Here is a 16,217-nt window from a genome sequence, read left to right on the forward strand (position 1 = left end):
AAGCGCCCGATGTAAACGGGACCCAACCCGAAAGACCTTATTCCGTCCTGCAGCAAGGTATTTCTGTGCGGTAGGCCTACAATTTCATTTTCCCAACTGAGCATCACGCACCGCTCCGTCATGAAACCGCAAAAACCAGCAGCCAAGACCGTGAAAAACAAATCCAAACCAGCCGATACGCAGACTGTTTCGCCAGTGGGCTTCTCGCTGGAGCCGGTGTACACGGCCTTGCGCAAGCGCTACCCGTCGGCCGGGCAGGCCGAGGCAGTGGCTTTTGCCGCCGACTTCTACAAGCGCATGGAGGCGGACGAGTTCCCGCACCACAGCGCGGAGGAGTGGGCCGCACTGGCAGCGGACACGCTGGAATTCGCGCGTGTGCGCAAGTCCGGCAAGGCCAACGTCCGCGTGTTCAACCCGACGCTGAAGAGCAACGGGTGGGAGTCGCCGCATACGGTGTTGCAGATCGTCAACGACGACATGCCGTTCCTGGTCGACACGGTGACGATGTCGCTGGCCGAGCATGGCGTGGGCGTGCATGTGCTGGGACACCCGGTGATCCGCTTTGCCCGTGACAAGGCCGGCAAGCTGACCGGTGTCAGCGACGGCACCGCCGAATCGGTGATGCTGCTGGAGATCGACCGCCAGCCGGCCGACGCCATGGCCGACGTCGAGAAGGCGATCATCAAGGCGCTGGACGAGGTGCGTGCCATCGTCCGCGATTGGGACGCGATGCGTGCCAAGGCGCAGAGCCTGGCCGACGACCTGGGCAGCCGCCAGCTGCCGGTGGATGCCGCTTCGCGCGCCGAAGCGCAGGAATTCTTGCGCTGGGCCGCCGACAACCACTTCACCTTCTTCGGCTACCGCGAGTACCGCGTGGAGAAGCAGGGCAAGGAAGACGTGCTGGCGCCGCTCAACGACACCGGCCTGGGCCTGATGCGCGGGCAGGACAAGTCCGCCGCACGTCCGGTCAAGACGCTCGCCGCGCAGGGCCTCAACGCTACTACCGGCTTGAAGGACGCGCTGATCCTGACCAAGACGAATGCCCGTTCGCGCGTGCATCGCGCCGGCTACATGGATTACATCGGCGTGTTGGAATTCGACGCCAAGGGCAAGATCATCGGCGAGCAGCGCTTCCTGGGCCTGTTCACCTCCAGCGCCTACAACCGCCGCCCGTGGGAGATCCCGCTGGTGCGCCAGCGCCACGAGTACGTGATGAGCAAGTCCGGCCTGGCACCGAGCAGCCACAGCGGCAAGGCCCTGCGCCACATCCTGGAAACCCTGCCGCGCGAAGAGCTGTTCCAGTCCAGCGAGGACGAGCTGTTCCGCACCGCCATGGGCGTGCTGGGCCTGCAGGAGCGCGTGCGCAGCCGCCTGTTCCTGCGCCGCGACAAGTACAGCCGTTTCATCTCCGCGCTGGTGTACCTGCCGCGCGAACGTTTCAACACCGATGTGCGCCTGCGCATCGAAGCCATGCTCAAGGACGCCCTGCAGGGCGAGTACGTGGACAGCTCGGTCGTGCTCGGTGAATCGCCGCTGGCCCAGGTCCACCTGATCGTGCGCCCCAAGGCTGGCCAGTCCCTGGAAGTGGATACCAGCGCACTGGAGCAGAAGCTTGCCCAGGTGCTGCGCAACTGGCAGGACGATCTGCGCGAGGCGCTGGTGGCCCGCCACGGTGAAACCGAAGGCCTGCGCATCGCCGCACGTATCGGCAAGGCACTGCCGGCCGGCTACATCGAAGACTCCAGCACCGAAATTGCCGCCAACGACGTCAGCCAGCTCGATGCGCTGACCGGCCCGGACGATCTGCGTCTGAGCCTGCAGGCCGTGCATCGCGACGAAGGCGATGGCCTGCGGTTGAAGCTGTATCGCCAGCTGGATGACATCCCGCTGTCCGATGCGCTGCCGATGATGGAAAACATGGGCCTGCGCGTGATCTCCGAGCGCCCGTACCGTCTGACGGTCGACAACGCCCCGGTGTACGTGCAGGACTTCGAAGTGGAATCGGTGGCGGGTGCGATCGACGCGCCGAGCGTCGATGCCGCCTTCGGTGAAACCTTTGCCCGCGTGTGGCACGGCGATGCCGAGAACGATGGTTTCAATCGCCTCGTGCTCGCGGCCGGTCTGCACTGGCGCCAGGTCGCGATGCTGCGTGGCTACTGCAAGTATCTGCTGCAGACCGGCGTGCCGTTCTCGCAGGCCTATGTGGAAGGCACCTTCACCCGTTACCCGCTGCTGGCCCGCCTGCTGGTGGAGCTGTTCGAAGCCCGCTTTGATCCGGCCACCGGCAACGAGAGCAAGGACGCGATCGCCGAGGGCCAGGCCCAGCTGCGCGCGCACCTGACCGTGCTCGCCGGCGGTGACGAAGCCACCCTGAAAGTGCTCAAGACCGTGGTCGATGCGCGCAAGGGCGACCGCACCGTGCAGATGGATGCCGCGCGCGATGCGCTGCTCAAGCTGATGGACCGCGTCTCCAGCCTCGATGAAGACCGCATCCTGCGCAGCTTCATGGGCGTGATCGATGCGACCCTGCGCACCAGTTACTACCAGACCGATGCCGAGGGCCGTCCGGGCCACGTCATCAGCTTCAAGTTCGATTCGGCGCTGGTGCCGGACCTGCCCAAGCCGCGTCCGTACCGCGAAATCTTCGTGTATGGCCCGCGCGTGGAAGGTACCCACCTGCGCTTTGGTGCCGTGGCCCGTGGTGGCCTGCGCTGGTCGGACCGTCGCGAAGACTTCCGCACCGAAGTGCTGGGCCTGGTCAAGGCACAGATGGTCAAGAACACCGTGATCGTGCCGGTCGGCGCGAAGGGCGGCTTCTTCGCCAAGATGCCGCCGGTCAACGGTGACCGTGATGCGGTGTTCGCCAACGGCGTGGCCTGCTACAAGCTGTTCATCCAGGGCCTGCTGGACATCACCGACAACATCGTCAACAACAAGATCGTGCCGCCGGTGGATGTGGTCCGCCACGACATGGACGACCCGTACCTGGTGGTGGCGGCCGACAAGGGCACCGCGACCTTCTCCGACATCGCCAACGGCCTGGCCGTGGCGCACGGCTTCTGGATGGGCGATGCGTTCGCCTCCGGCGGCTCGGTCGGTTACGACCACAAGGGCATGGGCATCACCGCTCGCGGTGCGTGGGAGTCGGTCAAGCGCCACTTCCGTGCGCTGGGCCGTGACAGCCAGAGCCAGGACTTCACCGCGGTCGGTGTGGGCGACATGTCCGGCGACGTGTTCGGCAACGGCATGCTGTTGTCGCGCCACATCCGCCTGGTCGCGGCGTTCGATCACCGCCACATCTTCCTGGACCCGAACCCGGATGCGGCCACGACCTTCGTCGAGCGCGAGCGTCTGTTCACCGTGCCGCGCTCCAGCTGGGCCGATTACGATGCCAAGCTGATCAGCAAGGGCGGCGGTATCTTCCCGCGCACGCTGAAGTCGATCGAGATCACCCCGCAGGTGCGTGAGGCACTGGGCCTGGACGACGGCGTCAAGTCGATGGCGCCGAACGATCTGATGAGCGCGATCCTCAAGGCGCCGGTCGATCTGCTGTGGAACGGCGGCATCGGCACCTACGTCAAGGCGGCCAGCGAGCAGCACAGCGATGTCGGCGACCGCGCCAACAACGCGCTGCGCGTCAATGGCGGCGAGCTGCGCTGCAAGGTGGTGGGCGAGGGCGGCAACCTGGGCATGACCCAGCTCGGCCGTATCGAAGCCGCCCAGGCCGGCGTGCTGCTCAACACCGACTTCATCGACAACTCGGCCGGTGTGGACACCTCCGATCACGAAGTCAACATCAAGATCCTGCTCAATGATGTGGTGCGGGCCAAGAAGTTGACCGTCGAACAGCGCAACAAGCTGCTGGCCTCGATGACCGACGAAGTGGCCGCGCTGGTGCTGATGGACAACTACCGTCAGAACCAGGCGCTGAGCCTGATGGAGCGCATGGCGGTCAAGCGCCTGGGTTCCAAGCAGCACTTCATCCGCACTCTGGAACAGCAGGGTCTGCTGGATCGCCAGATCGAGTACCTGCCTTCGGATGCGGAACTGTCCGCACGCAAGGCGCGTGGCCAGGGCCTGACCCGTCCGGAACTGTCGGTGCTGTTGTCCTACTCCAAGCTGGTGGCCTTCCAGCAGCTGCTCGAGTCGGACATCCCGGAAGATCCGTACCTGTCCAAGGAGCTGCAGCGCTACTTCCCGACGCCGCTGCAGAAGAAGTACGCCGATGCGATGGAGCGTCACCGCCTGAAGCGCGAAATCATCGCCACGGCCGTGACCAACCAGACCATCAACCGCATGGGCGCCACCTTCCTGATGCGCATGCAGGAAGATACCGGTCGCACCGTGGCCGAGGTGGCCAAGGCGTACACGATCAGCCGTGAAACGCTGGACGCACGCGCGCTGTGGGCACAGATCGACGCCCTCGACGGCACGCTGCCGGAGTCGGTGCAGATCGACGCGCTGGAAGTGATCTGGAAGCTGCAGCGCTCGTTCGTGCGCTGGCTGCTCTCGCGCCCGGGCGCCATGCCGGGCATCACCGAAGCCGTCAACCGCTACCAGGCCGCATTCAACGACATCCGCGACGCCTCCGGCGTGCTGCCGGATTCGCAGCGCCCGGCCTACGAGGCCAGCGTGCAGGAGTGGAAGGACAAGGGTCTGCCGCCGGCGTTGTCGCAGCAGCTTTCGGAACTGCAGTTCCTGGAGCCGGCGTTCGACATCATCGAACTGGCCCGCACCCGCAAGCTCAAGCCGGTGGACGTCTCCAAGGTCCACTTCCGCCTGGGCGACGCCCTGCAGCTGCCGTGGCTGTTCGAGCAGATCGACGCGCTGGAGGTCAACGGCCGCTGGCACGCCGTGGCCCGTGGCGTGCTGCGCGACGAGCTGGCCGCTCACCATCGCAACCTGGCTGCCCAGGTCCTGTCGATGAAGGGCAGCAACGCCGAAGCAAAGGTTGCCGCCTGGATGGGCCGCGATGACAGCAGCCTGCGCTTCACGCTGGCGATGCTGGCCGAACTGGCCGAGCAGAAAACCCTGGACTACCCGACCGTTTCGGTCGCGGTGCAGCGCCTGGGTCAGCTGGCCTCGCATGGTGCGTAAGCATGGTGCGTGAGCGCATTCGCGCTGGCGCCCCACGGTTTGCTCTGCAAGCCGTGGGCCCCATGCAAACCATGCGTCCAGACCCCCGCGCCTTCGGCGCGCCCCCCTGACTCAGGGGGGCTCTGCTCCAGAGGGATTAGCGGGGGCTGATAACGGCCTTGCATGAGAAACACACGGCTCCGCTTCGGCGGGGCCGTTTTCGTTTCCGAGCGTGCCGGCCCGCAGCCGGCACGAACGGTTATGCTCTTGCCGGCATACCCCACCCGGATTCACCGATGAGCGACACCCCCCGTATCGCCTTTCTGGCCAGCTCCGCTGAAGCGGCGCAGCTCGCGCTGGCACAGATGCGTGCCCGCTATGGCGACTACACGCCCGAGCAGGCCGAGGTGCTGTGCCCGCTGGGGGGGGATGGCTTTCTGCTGCAGACCCTGCATCGCTACGGGTCGCTGGACAAGCCGGTGTTTGGCATGAAGCTGGGCACGGTCGGTTTTCTGATGAACCAGTTCCGTGATGACGATCTGCCCGCGCGCCTGGCGGCCGCCGAGCCGGCCAACCTGCGGCCGCTGGAGATGCTGGCCCTGACCGAGTCCGGCACCACCACCGGGTCGCTCGCCTACAACGACGTATCGCTGCTGCGCCAGACCCGCCAGGCCGCGCATATCGGCATCGACCTCAACGGCCAGGAGCGCGTGGCCGAGCTGATCGGCGATGGCGTGCTGGTCGCCACCCCGGCCGGCAGCACGGCGTACAACTATTCCGCGCATGGCCCGATCCTGCCGCTGGGCTCGCACACCATTGCACTGACGCCATTGGCCCCGTATCGCCCGCGCCGCTGGCGGGGCGCGATCCTCAAGGCCGCCACGGAAGTGCGTTTCCGCGTGCTCGATCCCTATAAGCGCCCGGTCAGCGTCACCGCCGATTCGCACGAAACCCGTGATGTGGTGGAGGTGACCATCCGCGAATCGCGCGAGCGCCGGGTCACCATGCTGTTCGACCCGGAACACAATCTGGAAGACCGCATCCTGAGCGAGCAGTTCATGTTCTGACGGTGCACGGCCGTGGTGGCCATGCACTGTGGGAGAATGGCTGGCCGGCCGCTGCGGCCGCATTGGATTGCTGATTGCCATGGGCGACAACACCCCCCGTTTGCTGACCGTTGCCGTGACCTCGCGGGCCCTGTTCGATCTGGAAGAGGGCCACGCGTTGTTCGAGGCCGAAGGCGTCGATGCCTACGCCGAGTACCAGCGCAAGCACGAAGATGATGTGCTGCGCCCCGGCGTGGCCTTCCCGGTGGTGCGCAAGCTGCTCGCGCTCAACCAGGGCCAGTCGCCGGAACAGCCGCGGGTGGAAGTGATCCTGCTGTCGCGCAACTCGGCCGATACCGGCCTGCGCATCTTCAATTCGATCCAGCACTACGACCTGGGCATCATCCGCGCGACCTTTACTGCGGGCGAGCCGACCTGGCCGTATGTGAAGCCCTTCGGCACCGATCTGTTCCTGTCGGCCAACCCGGAATCGGTGCGCCGTGCGCTGCTGCACGGGATCGCGGCGGCGACCATCCTGCCCAAGCCGCCGGGCGAGACGATTGCCGCAGCCGAGCAGGTCGACCTCGGTCGCCCGCTGGGCCAGCTGCGCATCGCCTTCGATGGGGATGCGGTGATCTTTGGGGACGAGAGCGAGCGCATTTCCCGCGAGCAGGGCGTGGAAGCGTTCGGCCGCCATGAGCGCGAGAACGCCCGCGAGCCGCTCAGCGGCGGGCCGTTCCGCAACTTCCTGTCGGCCCTGCATACGCTGCAGGCGGTGTTCCCCTCGGGCGAGGATGCGCCGATCCGCACCGCTCTGGTGACGGCACGCTCGGCGCCCGCGCACGAGCGCGTGATCCGCACGCTGCGCGAATGGGGTGTGCGCCTGGACGAAGCGCTGTTCCTCGGTGGCCGCCACAAGGGCCCGTTCCTGGAAGCCTTCGGCGCGGACATCTTCTTCGACGATTCCCAGCACAACATCGACAGCGCGCTGCAACACCAGAGCGTGGCCGCCGGGCATGTGCCGCACGGGGTTGCCAACGGCGGTTGATGCATCGCCCCGATGTGCGCGCGGCCCATGTACCCACCAACGGTGGGGACCTACTGGATCGGCAGGACCGACGGCGCGGTGGTGTCAGGATTCAGCGGCAGACGGATGTCGACCAGCCGCCAACGCAGACCAGAGCGCTGCAGGACGAAGACCACCGGTGCGCCCTGCGGCGTGTAGGTGGTGGCGGTGAACCGCGACAGCGACTCGAAATGGTGGGTGGCGCCCTTCAGGGGCCGCGCCGGCCGTGGCGCGGCATAGGCGTCGTTGCTGGGGCTGTCCAGGTCGTTGCTGGCGCGTTTCCACAGGGTGTGCCCCTCCAGCAGCGCACCGATGCCGGTCGGGGTCACCAGCGCGTCCACGGCGGTCGCGCTGAGCCGGTCACCAGCCGACAGCAGCAACGCGCCGAACAGACTGGACTGCAGGTCCGGCCCGGCGCGGCGCACCACGTAGTCGCTCAGCTGCGCCCGCAGATTGGCGCGCAGCATCGGAAAATCCACGTAGCGGTCGAGCGTGGCGGTATCGCGCTGTTCGATCGCGCGGCTGAGGCCATGCACGGTCACGTAGGGGCCGCTGAACAGCACACCCGCAAGTACCAGCAGCACCGCGGCCGTCAACCAGAGCACTTTCTTCATTGGGTCTGCCTCGTCCTCATCTGGTCCAGCCTGCCGCAGCGGGTGTCAGTGCGCGTGAAGTTCAGAACTCCAGGTCCAGCGCCGCGCACAGGTAATCCACGAAGGGCGCCAGCGTGACCAGGTCGGCCGCGATGGTCTGGCGCAGGCGCGGGCCGGTCATCGTGGCGTCGTCCAGCGAGCGCCAGAAGACCCAGTTGCGGTGCTTGAGATCGTCGATGAACTCGAAGTCCGGCTCGAACCCGCGTGGGGCGCGCACCAGCTTCTCGCTTTCCTCGAAATCGAACTTCTTGCGCAGCACCGGCGAATGCGCGGCCGCCTTCCAGCTGCCGGGGTTGTCGACGATGAAGTGCCGCACCTTGCGCTGGGTGGCCGGCTCGGGATGCCACAGCCCCGCGCCGACGAAACTCTCGCCCGGCTGCAGGTGGATATAGAACGACGGGGCCGGTACCTGCTTGCGGCGCTCATGGAACAGGCGCGCGCCCTGCCAGCTCTTGTAGGGCGACTTGTCGTTGGAGAAGCGCGCATCGCGGTAGATGCGGAACAGCGAGCCGCCCACGGTGCGCGGGTCGGCCCGGAAGTGCTCGCTGACCGCGGCCAGGTCCGGCTGCAGATCGGTGATCAGGCGCAGGAACGGCTGCCGGACGTGCTCTTCGTACTTGGGCTTGTGCTCGTTGAACCAGGTCTTGTCGTTGTTGCGGGCCAGGCCACGCAGGAACGTGAAGGTGGCCGGGCTGAAATAGGTGCTCATAGGCTGCTCTGCAGGTGGGTGCCCCAGTCGCGCAGCTGCTGCAGCAGGGCGAGCTTGCCTGCATCGTCGGCATGCTCTGCGGCCAGTGCATCCAGCTGCGCGGTGAACTGCGGCAGGGTCTGTTCGCCCAGCGATGCATCGCCGAGCAGGCGCTGGCGACGATAGTCGTTCCAGCGTGAGCGCTCGGTGGTGTCCAGGGTGTCCAGGTAGTTGCGGGCGCGGTACCGGAACAGCAGCTCGGGCATGCGCGGGTCGCGCAGCCGCTCGGCGAAGCTGGCCAGTTCGGCCGGTGGGCTGGTGCGGATTCGCGACATCAGGGATTTGTCGCCGTCGGCGAGGAAACCGTCGTACAACGAGGCGTCCACATCGCTCGGCGCGAGCGTGCGCTCACCCGAGTACACCTGGCGCACCTTCTCGGCCAGGGCGGGACCGATCTGGCGCAGGCGCTCGGCCTTGGCCTCGATCGCGGCCGGGTCGATGCCCAAGCGCGCATGGTCGGCCGGACGCAGGTGGTTCCAGGCCACCAGCGCCGGGACCTTGTTGAGGTGCACTTCCTTGAGCGGCACGCGCTGCTCCCCCTCGGCCAAGTCGGCTGCGCGGGTGTACAGGCGCGCGGCGATGGTTTCCGGCGGCAGATCGATCAGCGGCTCGATGTCGCCCTCCAGATCGAGCGCGATGATGCGGTTGTTGATGAAGGGATGGCGCGCCAGCGGCAGCACGGGGGCGGCGCACATGCGCTGGGCCGGGTAGCGCATCGAGATGTGCAGCACCGGCTGCATCGCATCCACATCCAGCAGGCTGCCCACGAAGCGCTTGTCGCGCAGCTTCAGCGCGTAGTCCCACAGGCGTGGCTGGGCCTGTTTGAACAACTTCGCCAGGCCGATGGTCGCGTAGACATCGGACAGCGCTTCATGCGCATCGCCATGACGGACGTTGTTGGCGATGGCCAGATGCTCGAGCTTGAACGAGGTGGCGCCGTCTTCGCGCTGCGGCCAGACAATCCCGTCCGGGCGCAGTGCATGCAGCAGTCGCATCATGTCCAGCAGATCCCAGCGCGAATTGCCGTTGCGCCACTCGCGCTCGTAGGGGTCGTAGAAGTTGCGGAACAGCCCGTGGCGGACGAACTCATCGTCGAAGCGCAGCGTGTTGTAGCCCAGTGAGCAGGTGCCCGGCTGCGCCATCAGGTCGTTGATCCGTGCGAACGCCTCGGCCTCTGAGACGCCGGCGCTGAGCGCGTGCTGCGGGGTGATGCTGGTGATCAGGGTGGCGATCGGCGAGGGCAACAGGTCGTCGGCCGGTTTGACATAGAAGCTGACCGGCGCGTCGAGGATATTCAGATCGGCATCGGTACGGATACCGGCGAACTGCGCGATGCGTGTGCGGCGCGGGTCCTGACCGAAGGTTTCCAGGTCGTAGAACAGGAAGCTGTCGGCCATCAGTGCGCGCCCTCCAGGACGGGCAGTTGCTCGTGGACCAGCCGCTCCAGTGCGGCCCAGTCGATATGCGCCAGGCTGTTGTGCCCGGCAGTGGCTTCCTCCAGCATGCGCCGCTGCAGCTCGGTGCGCGCCAACGCAACGGCATACGGGGTACGCAGAAAGGTGACCATCGTGTAGTGCGGCACAAAGCGGGTCGGCCAGCGCGCCTGCAGCGCCTGTTCCAGCTCACGCTGCAGCAGGAACTGCGGATCGGCCACGCGGTCGCGCATCTCCAGGTAGTTCTCCAGCGCCATCTGCTGGATCGCCTCGGCGTTCGGCTTGCGGTCCGTTTCAAATGCAGCAAAGGCCTCGCCCAGCGACTCCTGCTCCAGCAGATGCCCCGCCAGGGCGATGCAGTCCTCGAAGGCACAGTTCATGCCTTGGCCGTGGAACGGGACCATCGCGTGGGCGGCATCGCCGATCAGTACCGCGCGGCCCTTCATGTGCCAGTGCTTGAGGTGCAGCGTGCCGAGCAGGCCCGGCGGATGCTGCTCCCAGTCGCGGCGCAGGTTCGGGATCAGCGGCAGCGCATCGGGAAAGTCGCGCGCGAACAGCGCCTCGGCCTCGGCCCCGCTGTTGGTGGTGGCAAAGCTCGGATCGCCCTCATTGGGCAGGAACAGGGTGACCGTGAACGTGCCTTCGTCGTTCGGCAATGCGATGCACATGTAGTGCCCGCGCGGCCAGATGTGCAGCGCATTGGCCTCGATCCGGAACCCGCCATCGTCGGTCGGCGGGATTTCCAGCTCCTTGTAGGAGTGATCCAGGAAGTCGATGCGCTCGTCCAGCGGCTGCTTGCGGTTCATCGCCGCGCGCAGCGCCGAACCGGCACCGTCGGCACCGATCAGGGTGTCGAAGCGGATGTCGTGCGGCTGGTCGTCGCGGTCATCGATGAAGCGTGCGTAGCCCGCGTCAAAGTCCACCGTATGCAGGCGGCGGTGGAAGTGCACGGTGGCACCGGCATCCTCGGCCAGCTGCAGCAGCGTGGTGTTGAGGTCTTTGCGGTGGATCGACCAGATCACTTCGCTGTCGTCGCGCCCGTAGCGTTGCAGCTGCGGCGCGCCGTCGCGCGGGTGGATCATGCGCCCACGCATCATCACCGCCTTGGCCATGACCGCGTCTTCGACGCCGGCCTGGCGCAGCGCGTGCCGGCCACGTTCAGCGAGTGCCAGATTGATCGAGCGACCGGACTCGTAATCGCTCACGCGCGGATCGCCGCGGCGCTCATACAAGGTGATCTGCCAGCCCTGGCGGGACAGCAGGATGGCCAGCAATGAACCGGCCAGGCCAGCGCCGATGATGCTCAGCGAGCGGGAGGGGGTAGCGATCAAGGCGATGTCCGTGGGGGCGGGGAGGGCGGTCGGGTCAAAGACCGGCCCAGGCTTCCACTTCCTCGACGAAGTGGTGCAGGTCGAGATAGCGGTTATAGAGCGGTGTCGGCGAGATGCGGATCACGTCGGGCTCGCGCCAGTCGCCGAGCACGCCCACGGTCTGCAGGTACACGAACAGGCTGCGGCCGCGCTCGCGGCCACCGGCCACGCGCAGCGAAAGCTGGCAGCCGCGGCGATCCGGCTCCGAAGGCGTCAGTACTTCCAGCACGCCGGACAGGCGCGCACGCACCAGCGCATCCAGCATGCCGGTCAGGCGCAGCGATTTGGTCCGCAGCGCGTCGATGCCACCGGCCTTGTCGATGACATCCAGGGCAGCGCGCAGCGGGGCAAGGCCCAGCACCGGCGGATTGCTGAGCTGCCAGCCTTCGGCACCGACGGCGGGCACGAACTGCGGCGCCATCTTGAAGCGGGTGGCTTCCTCATGGCCCCACCAGCCGGCGAAGCGCGGCAGCGTGGTATCGCGATGATGGCGTTCATGGACGAAGCAACCGGCGACGGCGCCCGGGCCGGCGTTGAGGTACTTGTAATGGCACCACACGGCAAAATCCGGCGCGATGTCGTGCAGCTGCAGCGGCACATTACCGACCGAATGCGCCAGATCGAAGCCGACGCGGGCGCCCTGCAGGCGCGCCATGCGGGTGATGGCGTCCAGATCGAATACCTGGCCACTGCGATACTGCACGCCAGGCCACAGCACCAGCGCCAGGCGCGGGCCATGTTCGGTGATGGCGCGTTCGATGGCCTGCAGCGAGATGGTGCCGTTGGGCTCATCGGGCTGCACTTCGATCAGATCGGTATCGGGGTTGAAGCCATGGAAGCGGATCTGCGATTCCACTGCATGCCGATCCGTCGGGAAGGCGCCGGCCTCCATGAGGATGACGGGGCGCTCTGCGGTGGGCCGGTAGAAGCTGACCATCATCAGGTGCAGGTTGACGCTGAGGGTGTTCATCGCCACGACTTCGCTGGGCAGGGCGCCGACGACGCGGGCGAGCTGTTCGCTCACCAGGCGGTGGTAGTGCAGCCACTGGGTGTCGCCGGTGAAGTGACCTTCTACCGCCAGCGAGGCCCATTTATCCATGACGTCCTGGACGGCGGCACGTGCGCCGCGCGGCTGCAGTCCCAGCGAGTTGCCGACGAAGTAGGTCTGGTCGCGGTGGTTGTGCTGGGGGAAGACGAATTCGTTGCGCAGGGTGCGCAGCGGGTCGGCGGCGTCCAGGGCAACGGCATGGGTGCGGCTGAGGAGTTCGGACATGGTGCAACCGGCGGTGTCAGTGAGCTGACAGTTTATCCGGGTGGTGAGGGCGTGGGCTGAATCTGGCTTGCGGTGCTGATTTGGCGTGGGCTGGTGGTTGGTAGCTGGCGCTCAAGGCGGAGGCGGACCCAGCGCCAACGCCAAGGCCGAAGCCAAAGCGTACGGGGTGACGTTCCAGTGTACGGGCCGGTGTGGGTGGGTCTGCTGGACCCGCCGCAAGTACGTCCGTGTAGGCTCGTAGTGCGGCATCCATGCCGCACACGGGCCTGGCCACCCCCCCCCACCGGGCCGCGGACACATGGGGGGTGCGCAGCAGACCCACCCACACCGGCCCGCTGACAATTGGCTGGTGCGCAGGGTAAAGGCGGGCACTACCCACGCCTTGTGGGTGCTCTAGGTTGCATCCTTGGGGTTCAGGGCCGGCGAGCTGACATCGGTGGATGATGCATCCACTCGTTGATGCATGTTGCCGGCCATGATCGAACACCGCGTCGGCGCTTGCTCGCCCATTTGGTCGGTCTTCGCTTCAACTTTCGGAGCTGGTCCAGACTTAGTCGCAGTCGCAGTCGCAGTCGCAGTCGCAGTCATTGTCATTTATGCCTGTGCCGAGGTTGGTGGCACTGGGACCAGCGCAGCTTGATTTTGCCCGCGCGGCTGCGGCGCCGTATCAGCAGGCGCAGTCACAATCACAGAAGCAGAAGCAGAAGCAGAAGCAGCAGAAGCAGCAGCAGCCGCGCTAGCTCCAGCTCTGCTCTTTTCCATGCGCACCGACGAAGTGTGGATGGGTCGGTGGGGGTGGATTTCCGGGGCCGTGTGCGGCATGGATGCCGCACTACGAGCCTACATGGACGTACTTGCGGCGGGTCCCGGAAATCCACCCCCGCCGGCCCACTCGCAGGCACCTCAACCGCCGGCTCTAAAGCTCTAAAGCTCTCAGCCTCTCAAGCCCTCAAGTGCTGACGCCTTGAAGCGAGCGAACCATCACCCCTCAACAGCCACCTTCACAGGCAACGGATCCACATGCCCGCACGCATCGCACGTGCGCAACTCCAGCGAGGAGTGATAGCGATCAAACACCTTCGGCAGATCCGTCTCGATGTTCTCCAGCGCGAAAAACTCCTCGTACAACTTGTGATTGCACCGCTCGCAGAACCACATCAACCCGTCGCGCTCATGCGCCAGCCGCTTGCGCTCCACCACCAGACCCACACCGCCCGGCGGGCGGCGCGGCGAATGCGGTACACCGCCCGGCAACAGGAAAATCTCCCCCGCACGGATCGGAATGTCGCGCACCGCGCCATCCTCCTGCACCTTCAGCGTCATCTCGCCTTCAAGCTGATAGAACCACTCCGGGCCCTCGTCGTAATGAAAATCCGTGCGGCTGTTCGGGCCGCCGACCACCATCACGATGAAATCGCCGTTCTCGATCATCTTGTTGCCGACCGGCGGCTTCAACAGATGCCGGTTTTCCTCGATCCAGCCGAGCAGATTGATGGGGGAGGCAAGCATGGGGGCTGTCCGTAAAAGGAAGGATCAGTCGCGCCGACCGTGGCGCGGCACGTAGGACAACGCCTTTTCGTAGGCCGCCTGCAGCTCTTCCGGTGCGCCCACATCGATGCCCATCTCACGCACCCGGCCATCCTTCAGGCTGTATACCCAGCCGTGCACCATCAGCTTCTGGCCGCGTGCCCAGGCGTCCTGCACAATCGTCGAGCGGCAGGCGTTGACCACCTGCTCGATCACGTTCAACTCGCACAGGCGCGCATGCTTCAGCGCCGGGTCCTCGATCGCGTCCATGATCGCCGAGTGCTTCTGCGCCACGTCACCCACGTGGCGCAGCCAGTTGTCGGCCAGGCCGACGCGCGTGTTGTTCAAGCTGGCGTGCACGCCGCCGCAGCCGTAATGGCCAACGATCAGGATGTGCTTCACCTTCAGCTGATCCACCGCGTACTGGATCACGCTCAGGCAGTTCAGATCGGTATGCACCACCACGTTGGCCACGTTGCGGTGCACGAACACCTCGCCCGGTGCCATGCCGATGATCTGGTTGGCCGGTACACGGGAGTCGGAGCAGCCGATCCATAGGTATTCCGGGTGCTGTTGCTTGGCCAGCTGGTGGAAGAACTCCGGGTCTTCTTTCTCGATCCGGTCGGCCCATTCGCGGTTGTTCTGCAGCAGCTTGTGGATGTCTTTCATCGTGCGGGGTCCCTGGCGTCGGGTGGGGGCAAGGCGCGGCCAGCGTGGCCGCGTCGTCGCAGGAAATAGGGAGGGTCAGTCGGCGGCAGTGCCGCCCTCACGGCGCCAGCGCATCCACTGCGCCAGCTCGCGAGATGCCGGGGCGTCCAGTGCCGACAGCGCATCGATCACGCTGGACTGGTTGGCCTCGGGGTGGTTCTGGCTGAGCTTGAGTTTGATCTGCACCTGCGCCGGGCGGAAACGGAAACCGACGATGCCGCCGAGCATGCGCTGCTGGCGGGGCTCGATCGGCAGCAGATCCCAGTCGCCGCCGACCTGCGCTTCGTAGTGCGCGCTCAGGCCGTCCAGCATGGCGATCAATGTGTCCGGATCGGTGGTCGGTTCCAGCACGCCACGCAGTTCCGCGGCGGCGTAGTTCCAGGTCGGCACGCGTGCCTGTGCGGCCTTGTCCGGATACCAGCCCGGCGACACGTATGCATGCGGGCCGTGCACCAGCATCAACGCGGGGCCGGCATGGCCGGCCTGCGGGTTGGGCTTGGCCCAGTGACCTTCGATCAGGATGCCGTCGGCGTCGCGTCGGTACAGCACCGGCATCCGCGTGGCCTGCGGCAGACCGTCGGCCCCGGTGGTGACCAGCGTGACGAAGGCATCGCGCGCCAGCAGCCGGTCCAGCCAGATCAGGTCGGTCTCGACGAAGGCGGACGGGATGAACATCGTCAGGTTACGCGCGGGCGCCCAGGCTCTGGATCATGCGACCGTGCAGTGCGTCGTCGCTGTCGGCCTGTGGCGGCTGCACTTCATGCAGCGAGAAGCCGCGCACCAGGGCGTCTTCTTCATCCAGCCCGTCGTAGGCGACGAACTCGGCGTCGAACAGCTGCGAGCGTGCGGTGTCTTCGCTGTCGTAGCTCAGCGTGTTGCCGTCGCTGTCCAGCACCTCGGCGGTGCCGGCCGGGCGCACGCGCAGGCGGGCCCAGATCAGCGTGTTGCCGAGGCTGGCCAGGAACCACTCGTCGTGGTGGGAGGTATTGTCGTTCATGTGATTACCATCGAAAGCAGCCAGAGCAGGGCAGCCATGCCCAGTCCAGCAAGCAGCGTCAGCAGGGAAAGCCAGGCCGGCGCGGCCAGGCCGGTCAGCGAGCGATCGCTGCTCTGGCGATAATCGCGGCCGAGCAGCCAGCGCAGCGCATCCGGGCGCAGGAATGCGCCCGTGCCGAAACGATCCGCCAGCACCGGGTGGCGGTCGCGGATGTGGACCAGGGTCAGCGGCCAGAAGATCACGAAGGCACTGAACCCGGCGATCGCCACGCCGACGAAACACAGCGCGAAGAACAGGGTCATGGCTCAGTGCCTCCGTAG

General features: G+C 66.3%; 12 protein-coding genes and 1 pseudogene. 3 read left to right on the forward strand and 10 right to left on the reverse strand.

The annotated features are described in order from the left end of the window. Nucleotides 1-201 precede the first annotated feature (201 nt). The 3 genes and pseudogenes from AC13F7_RS11695 to AC13F7_RS11705 all read left to right on the forward strand — a co-directional run. Nucleotides 202-5,097 (forward strand): annotated as a pseudogene (locus tag AC13F7_RS11695) (NAD-glutamate dehydrogenase); the annotation flags it as partial. Between the two features lie 275 nt (nt 5,098-5,372). Next, nucleotides 5,373-6,143: an NAD kinase gene (locus AC13F7_RS11700; protein ID WP_483000475.1), complete on the forward strand. Its 771-nt coding sequence runs from the start codon at nt 5,373-5,375 to the stop codon at nt 6,141-6,143. 79 nt (nt 6,144-6,222) lie between these two features. After that, entirely contained in the window at nt 6,223-7,170 is a 948-nt protein-coding gene (locus AC13F7_RS11705) for a 5'-nucleotidase (protein ID WP_026069966.1), read from the forward strand. 50 nt (nt 7,171-7,220) lie between these two features. On the opposite strand, the gene AC13F7_RS11710 is transcribed toward AC13F7_RS11705, so the two are convergent. The 10 genes from AC13F7_RS11710 to AC13F7_RS11755 all read right to left on the reverse strand — a co-directional run bounded on the left by AC13F7_RS11710 (nt 7,221) and on the right by AC13F7_RS11755 (nt 16,199). Next, nucleotides 7,221-7,802 carry a DUF2939 domain-containing protein gene (locus tag AC13F7_RS11710; protein ID WP_483000477.1) on the reverse strand — a complete coding sequence of 194 codons (582 nt, stop codon included), beginning with the start codon at nt 7,800-7,802 and terminating at the stop codon, nt 7,221-7,223. A 61-nt stretch (nt 7,803-7,863) separates the two neighbouring features. Then, on the reverse strand, nt 7,864-8,550 hold the full coding sequence (locus AC13F7_RS11715; RefSeq protein WP_019184359.1) for a DUF2461 domain-containing protein: 687 nt from the start codon (nt 8,548-8,550) through the stop codon (nt 7,864-7,866). After that, nucleotides 8,547-9,986 carry an exodeoxyribonuclease I gene (gene sbcB, locus AC13F7_RS11720; protein WP_483000479.1) on the reverse strand — a complete coding sequence of 480 codons (1,440 nt, stop codon included), beginning with the start codon at nt 9,984-9,986 and terminating at the stop codon, nt 8,547-8,549. Before sbcB ends, AC13F7_RS11715 begins: the two co-directional genes overlap by 4 nt. Further along, on the reverse strand, nt 9,986-11,353 hold the full coding sequence (locus tag AC13F7_RS11725) for an FAD-dependent oxidoreductase (protein ID WP_483000481.1): 1,368 nt from the start codon (nt 11,351-11,353) through the stop codon (nt 9,986-9,988). The genes sbcB and AC13F7_RS11725 overlap by 1 nt, the downstream gene beginning before the upstream one ends. A gap of 34 nt (nt 11,354-11,387) precedes the next feature. After that, nucleotides 11,388-12,665 (reverse strand): kynureninase, encoded by a 1,278-nt coding sequence (gene kynU / locus AC13F7_RS11730; protein WP_483000483.1) that lies wholly within the window; start codon nt 12,663-12,665, stop codon nt 11,388-11,390. A 981-nt stretch (nt 12,666-13,646) separates the two neighbouring features. Continuing rightward, the gene (locus AC13F7_RS11735; RefSeq protein WP_483000485.1) at nt 13,647-14,174 is read right to left on the reverse strand and encodes a 3-hydroxyanthranilate 3,4-dioxygenase; all 528 of its coding nucleotides are present in this window, start codon (nt 14,172-14,174) and stop codon (nt 13,647-13,649) included. A gap of 24 nt (nt 14,175-14,198) precedes the next feature. Further along, on the reverse strand, nt 14,199-14,861 hold the full coding sequence (can, locus tag AC13F7_RS11740) for a carbonate dehydratase (RefSeq protein ID WP_346470750.1): 663 nt from the start codon (nt 14,859-14,861) through the stop codon (nt 14,199-14,201). Nucleotides 14,862-14,936: 75 nt separating this feature from the next. Continuing rightward, nucleotides 14,937-15,575: an FMN-binding negative transcriptional regulator gene (locus AC13F7_RS11745; protein WP_483000487.1), complete on the reverse strand. Its 639-nt coding sequence runs from the start codon at nt 15,573-15,575 to the stop codon at nt 14,937-14,939. Nucleotides 15,576-15,582: 7 nt separating this feature from the next. Further along, on the reverse strand, nt 15,583-15,897 hold the full coding sequence (locus AC13F7_RS11750; RefSeq protein ID WP_088434176.1) for a hypothetical protein: 315 nt from the start codon (nt 15,895-15,897) through the stop codon (nt 15,583-15,585). Further along, nucleotides 15,894-16,199, reverse strand: coding sequence for a hypothetical protein (locus AC13F7_RS11755; protein WP_483000489.1), 306 nt, complete (start codon nt 16,197-16,199; stop codon nt 15,894-15,896). Before AC13F7_RS11755 ends, AC13F7_RS11750 begins: the two co-directional genes overlap by 4 nt. Nucleotides 16,200-16,217: the final 18 nt, after the last annotated feature.

This window comes from Stenotrophomonas sp. K-6, from assembly GCF_056861555.1.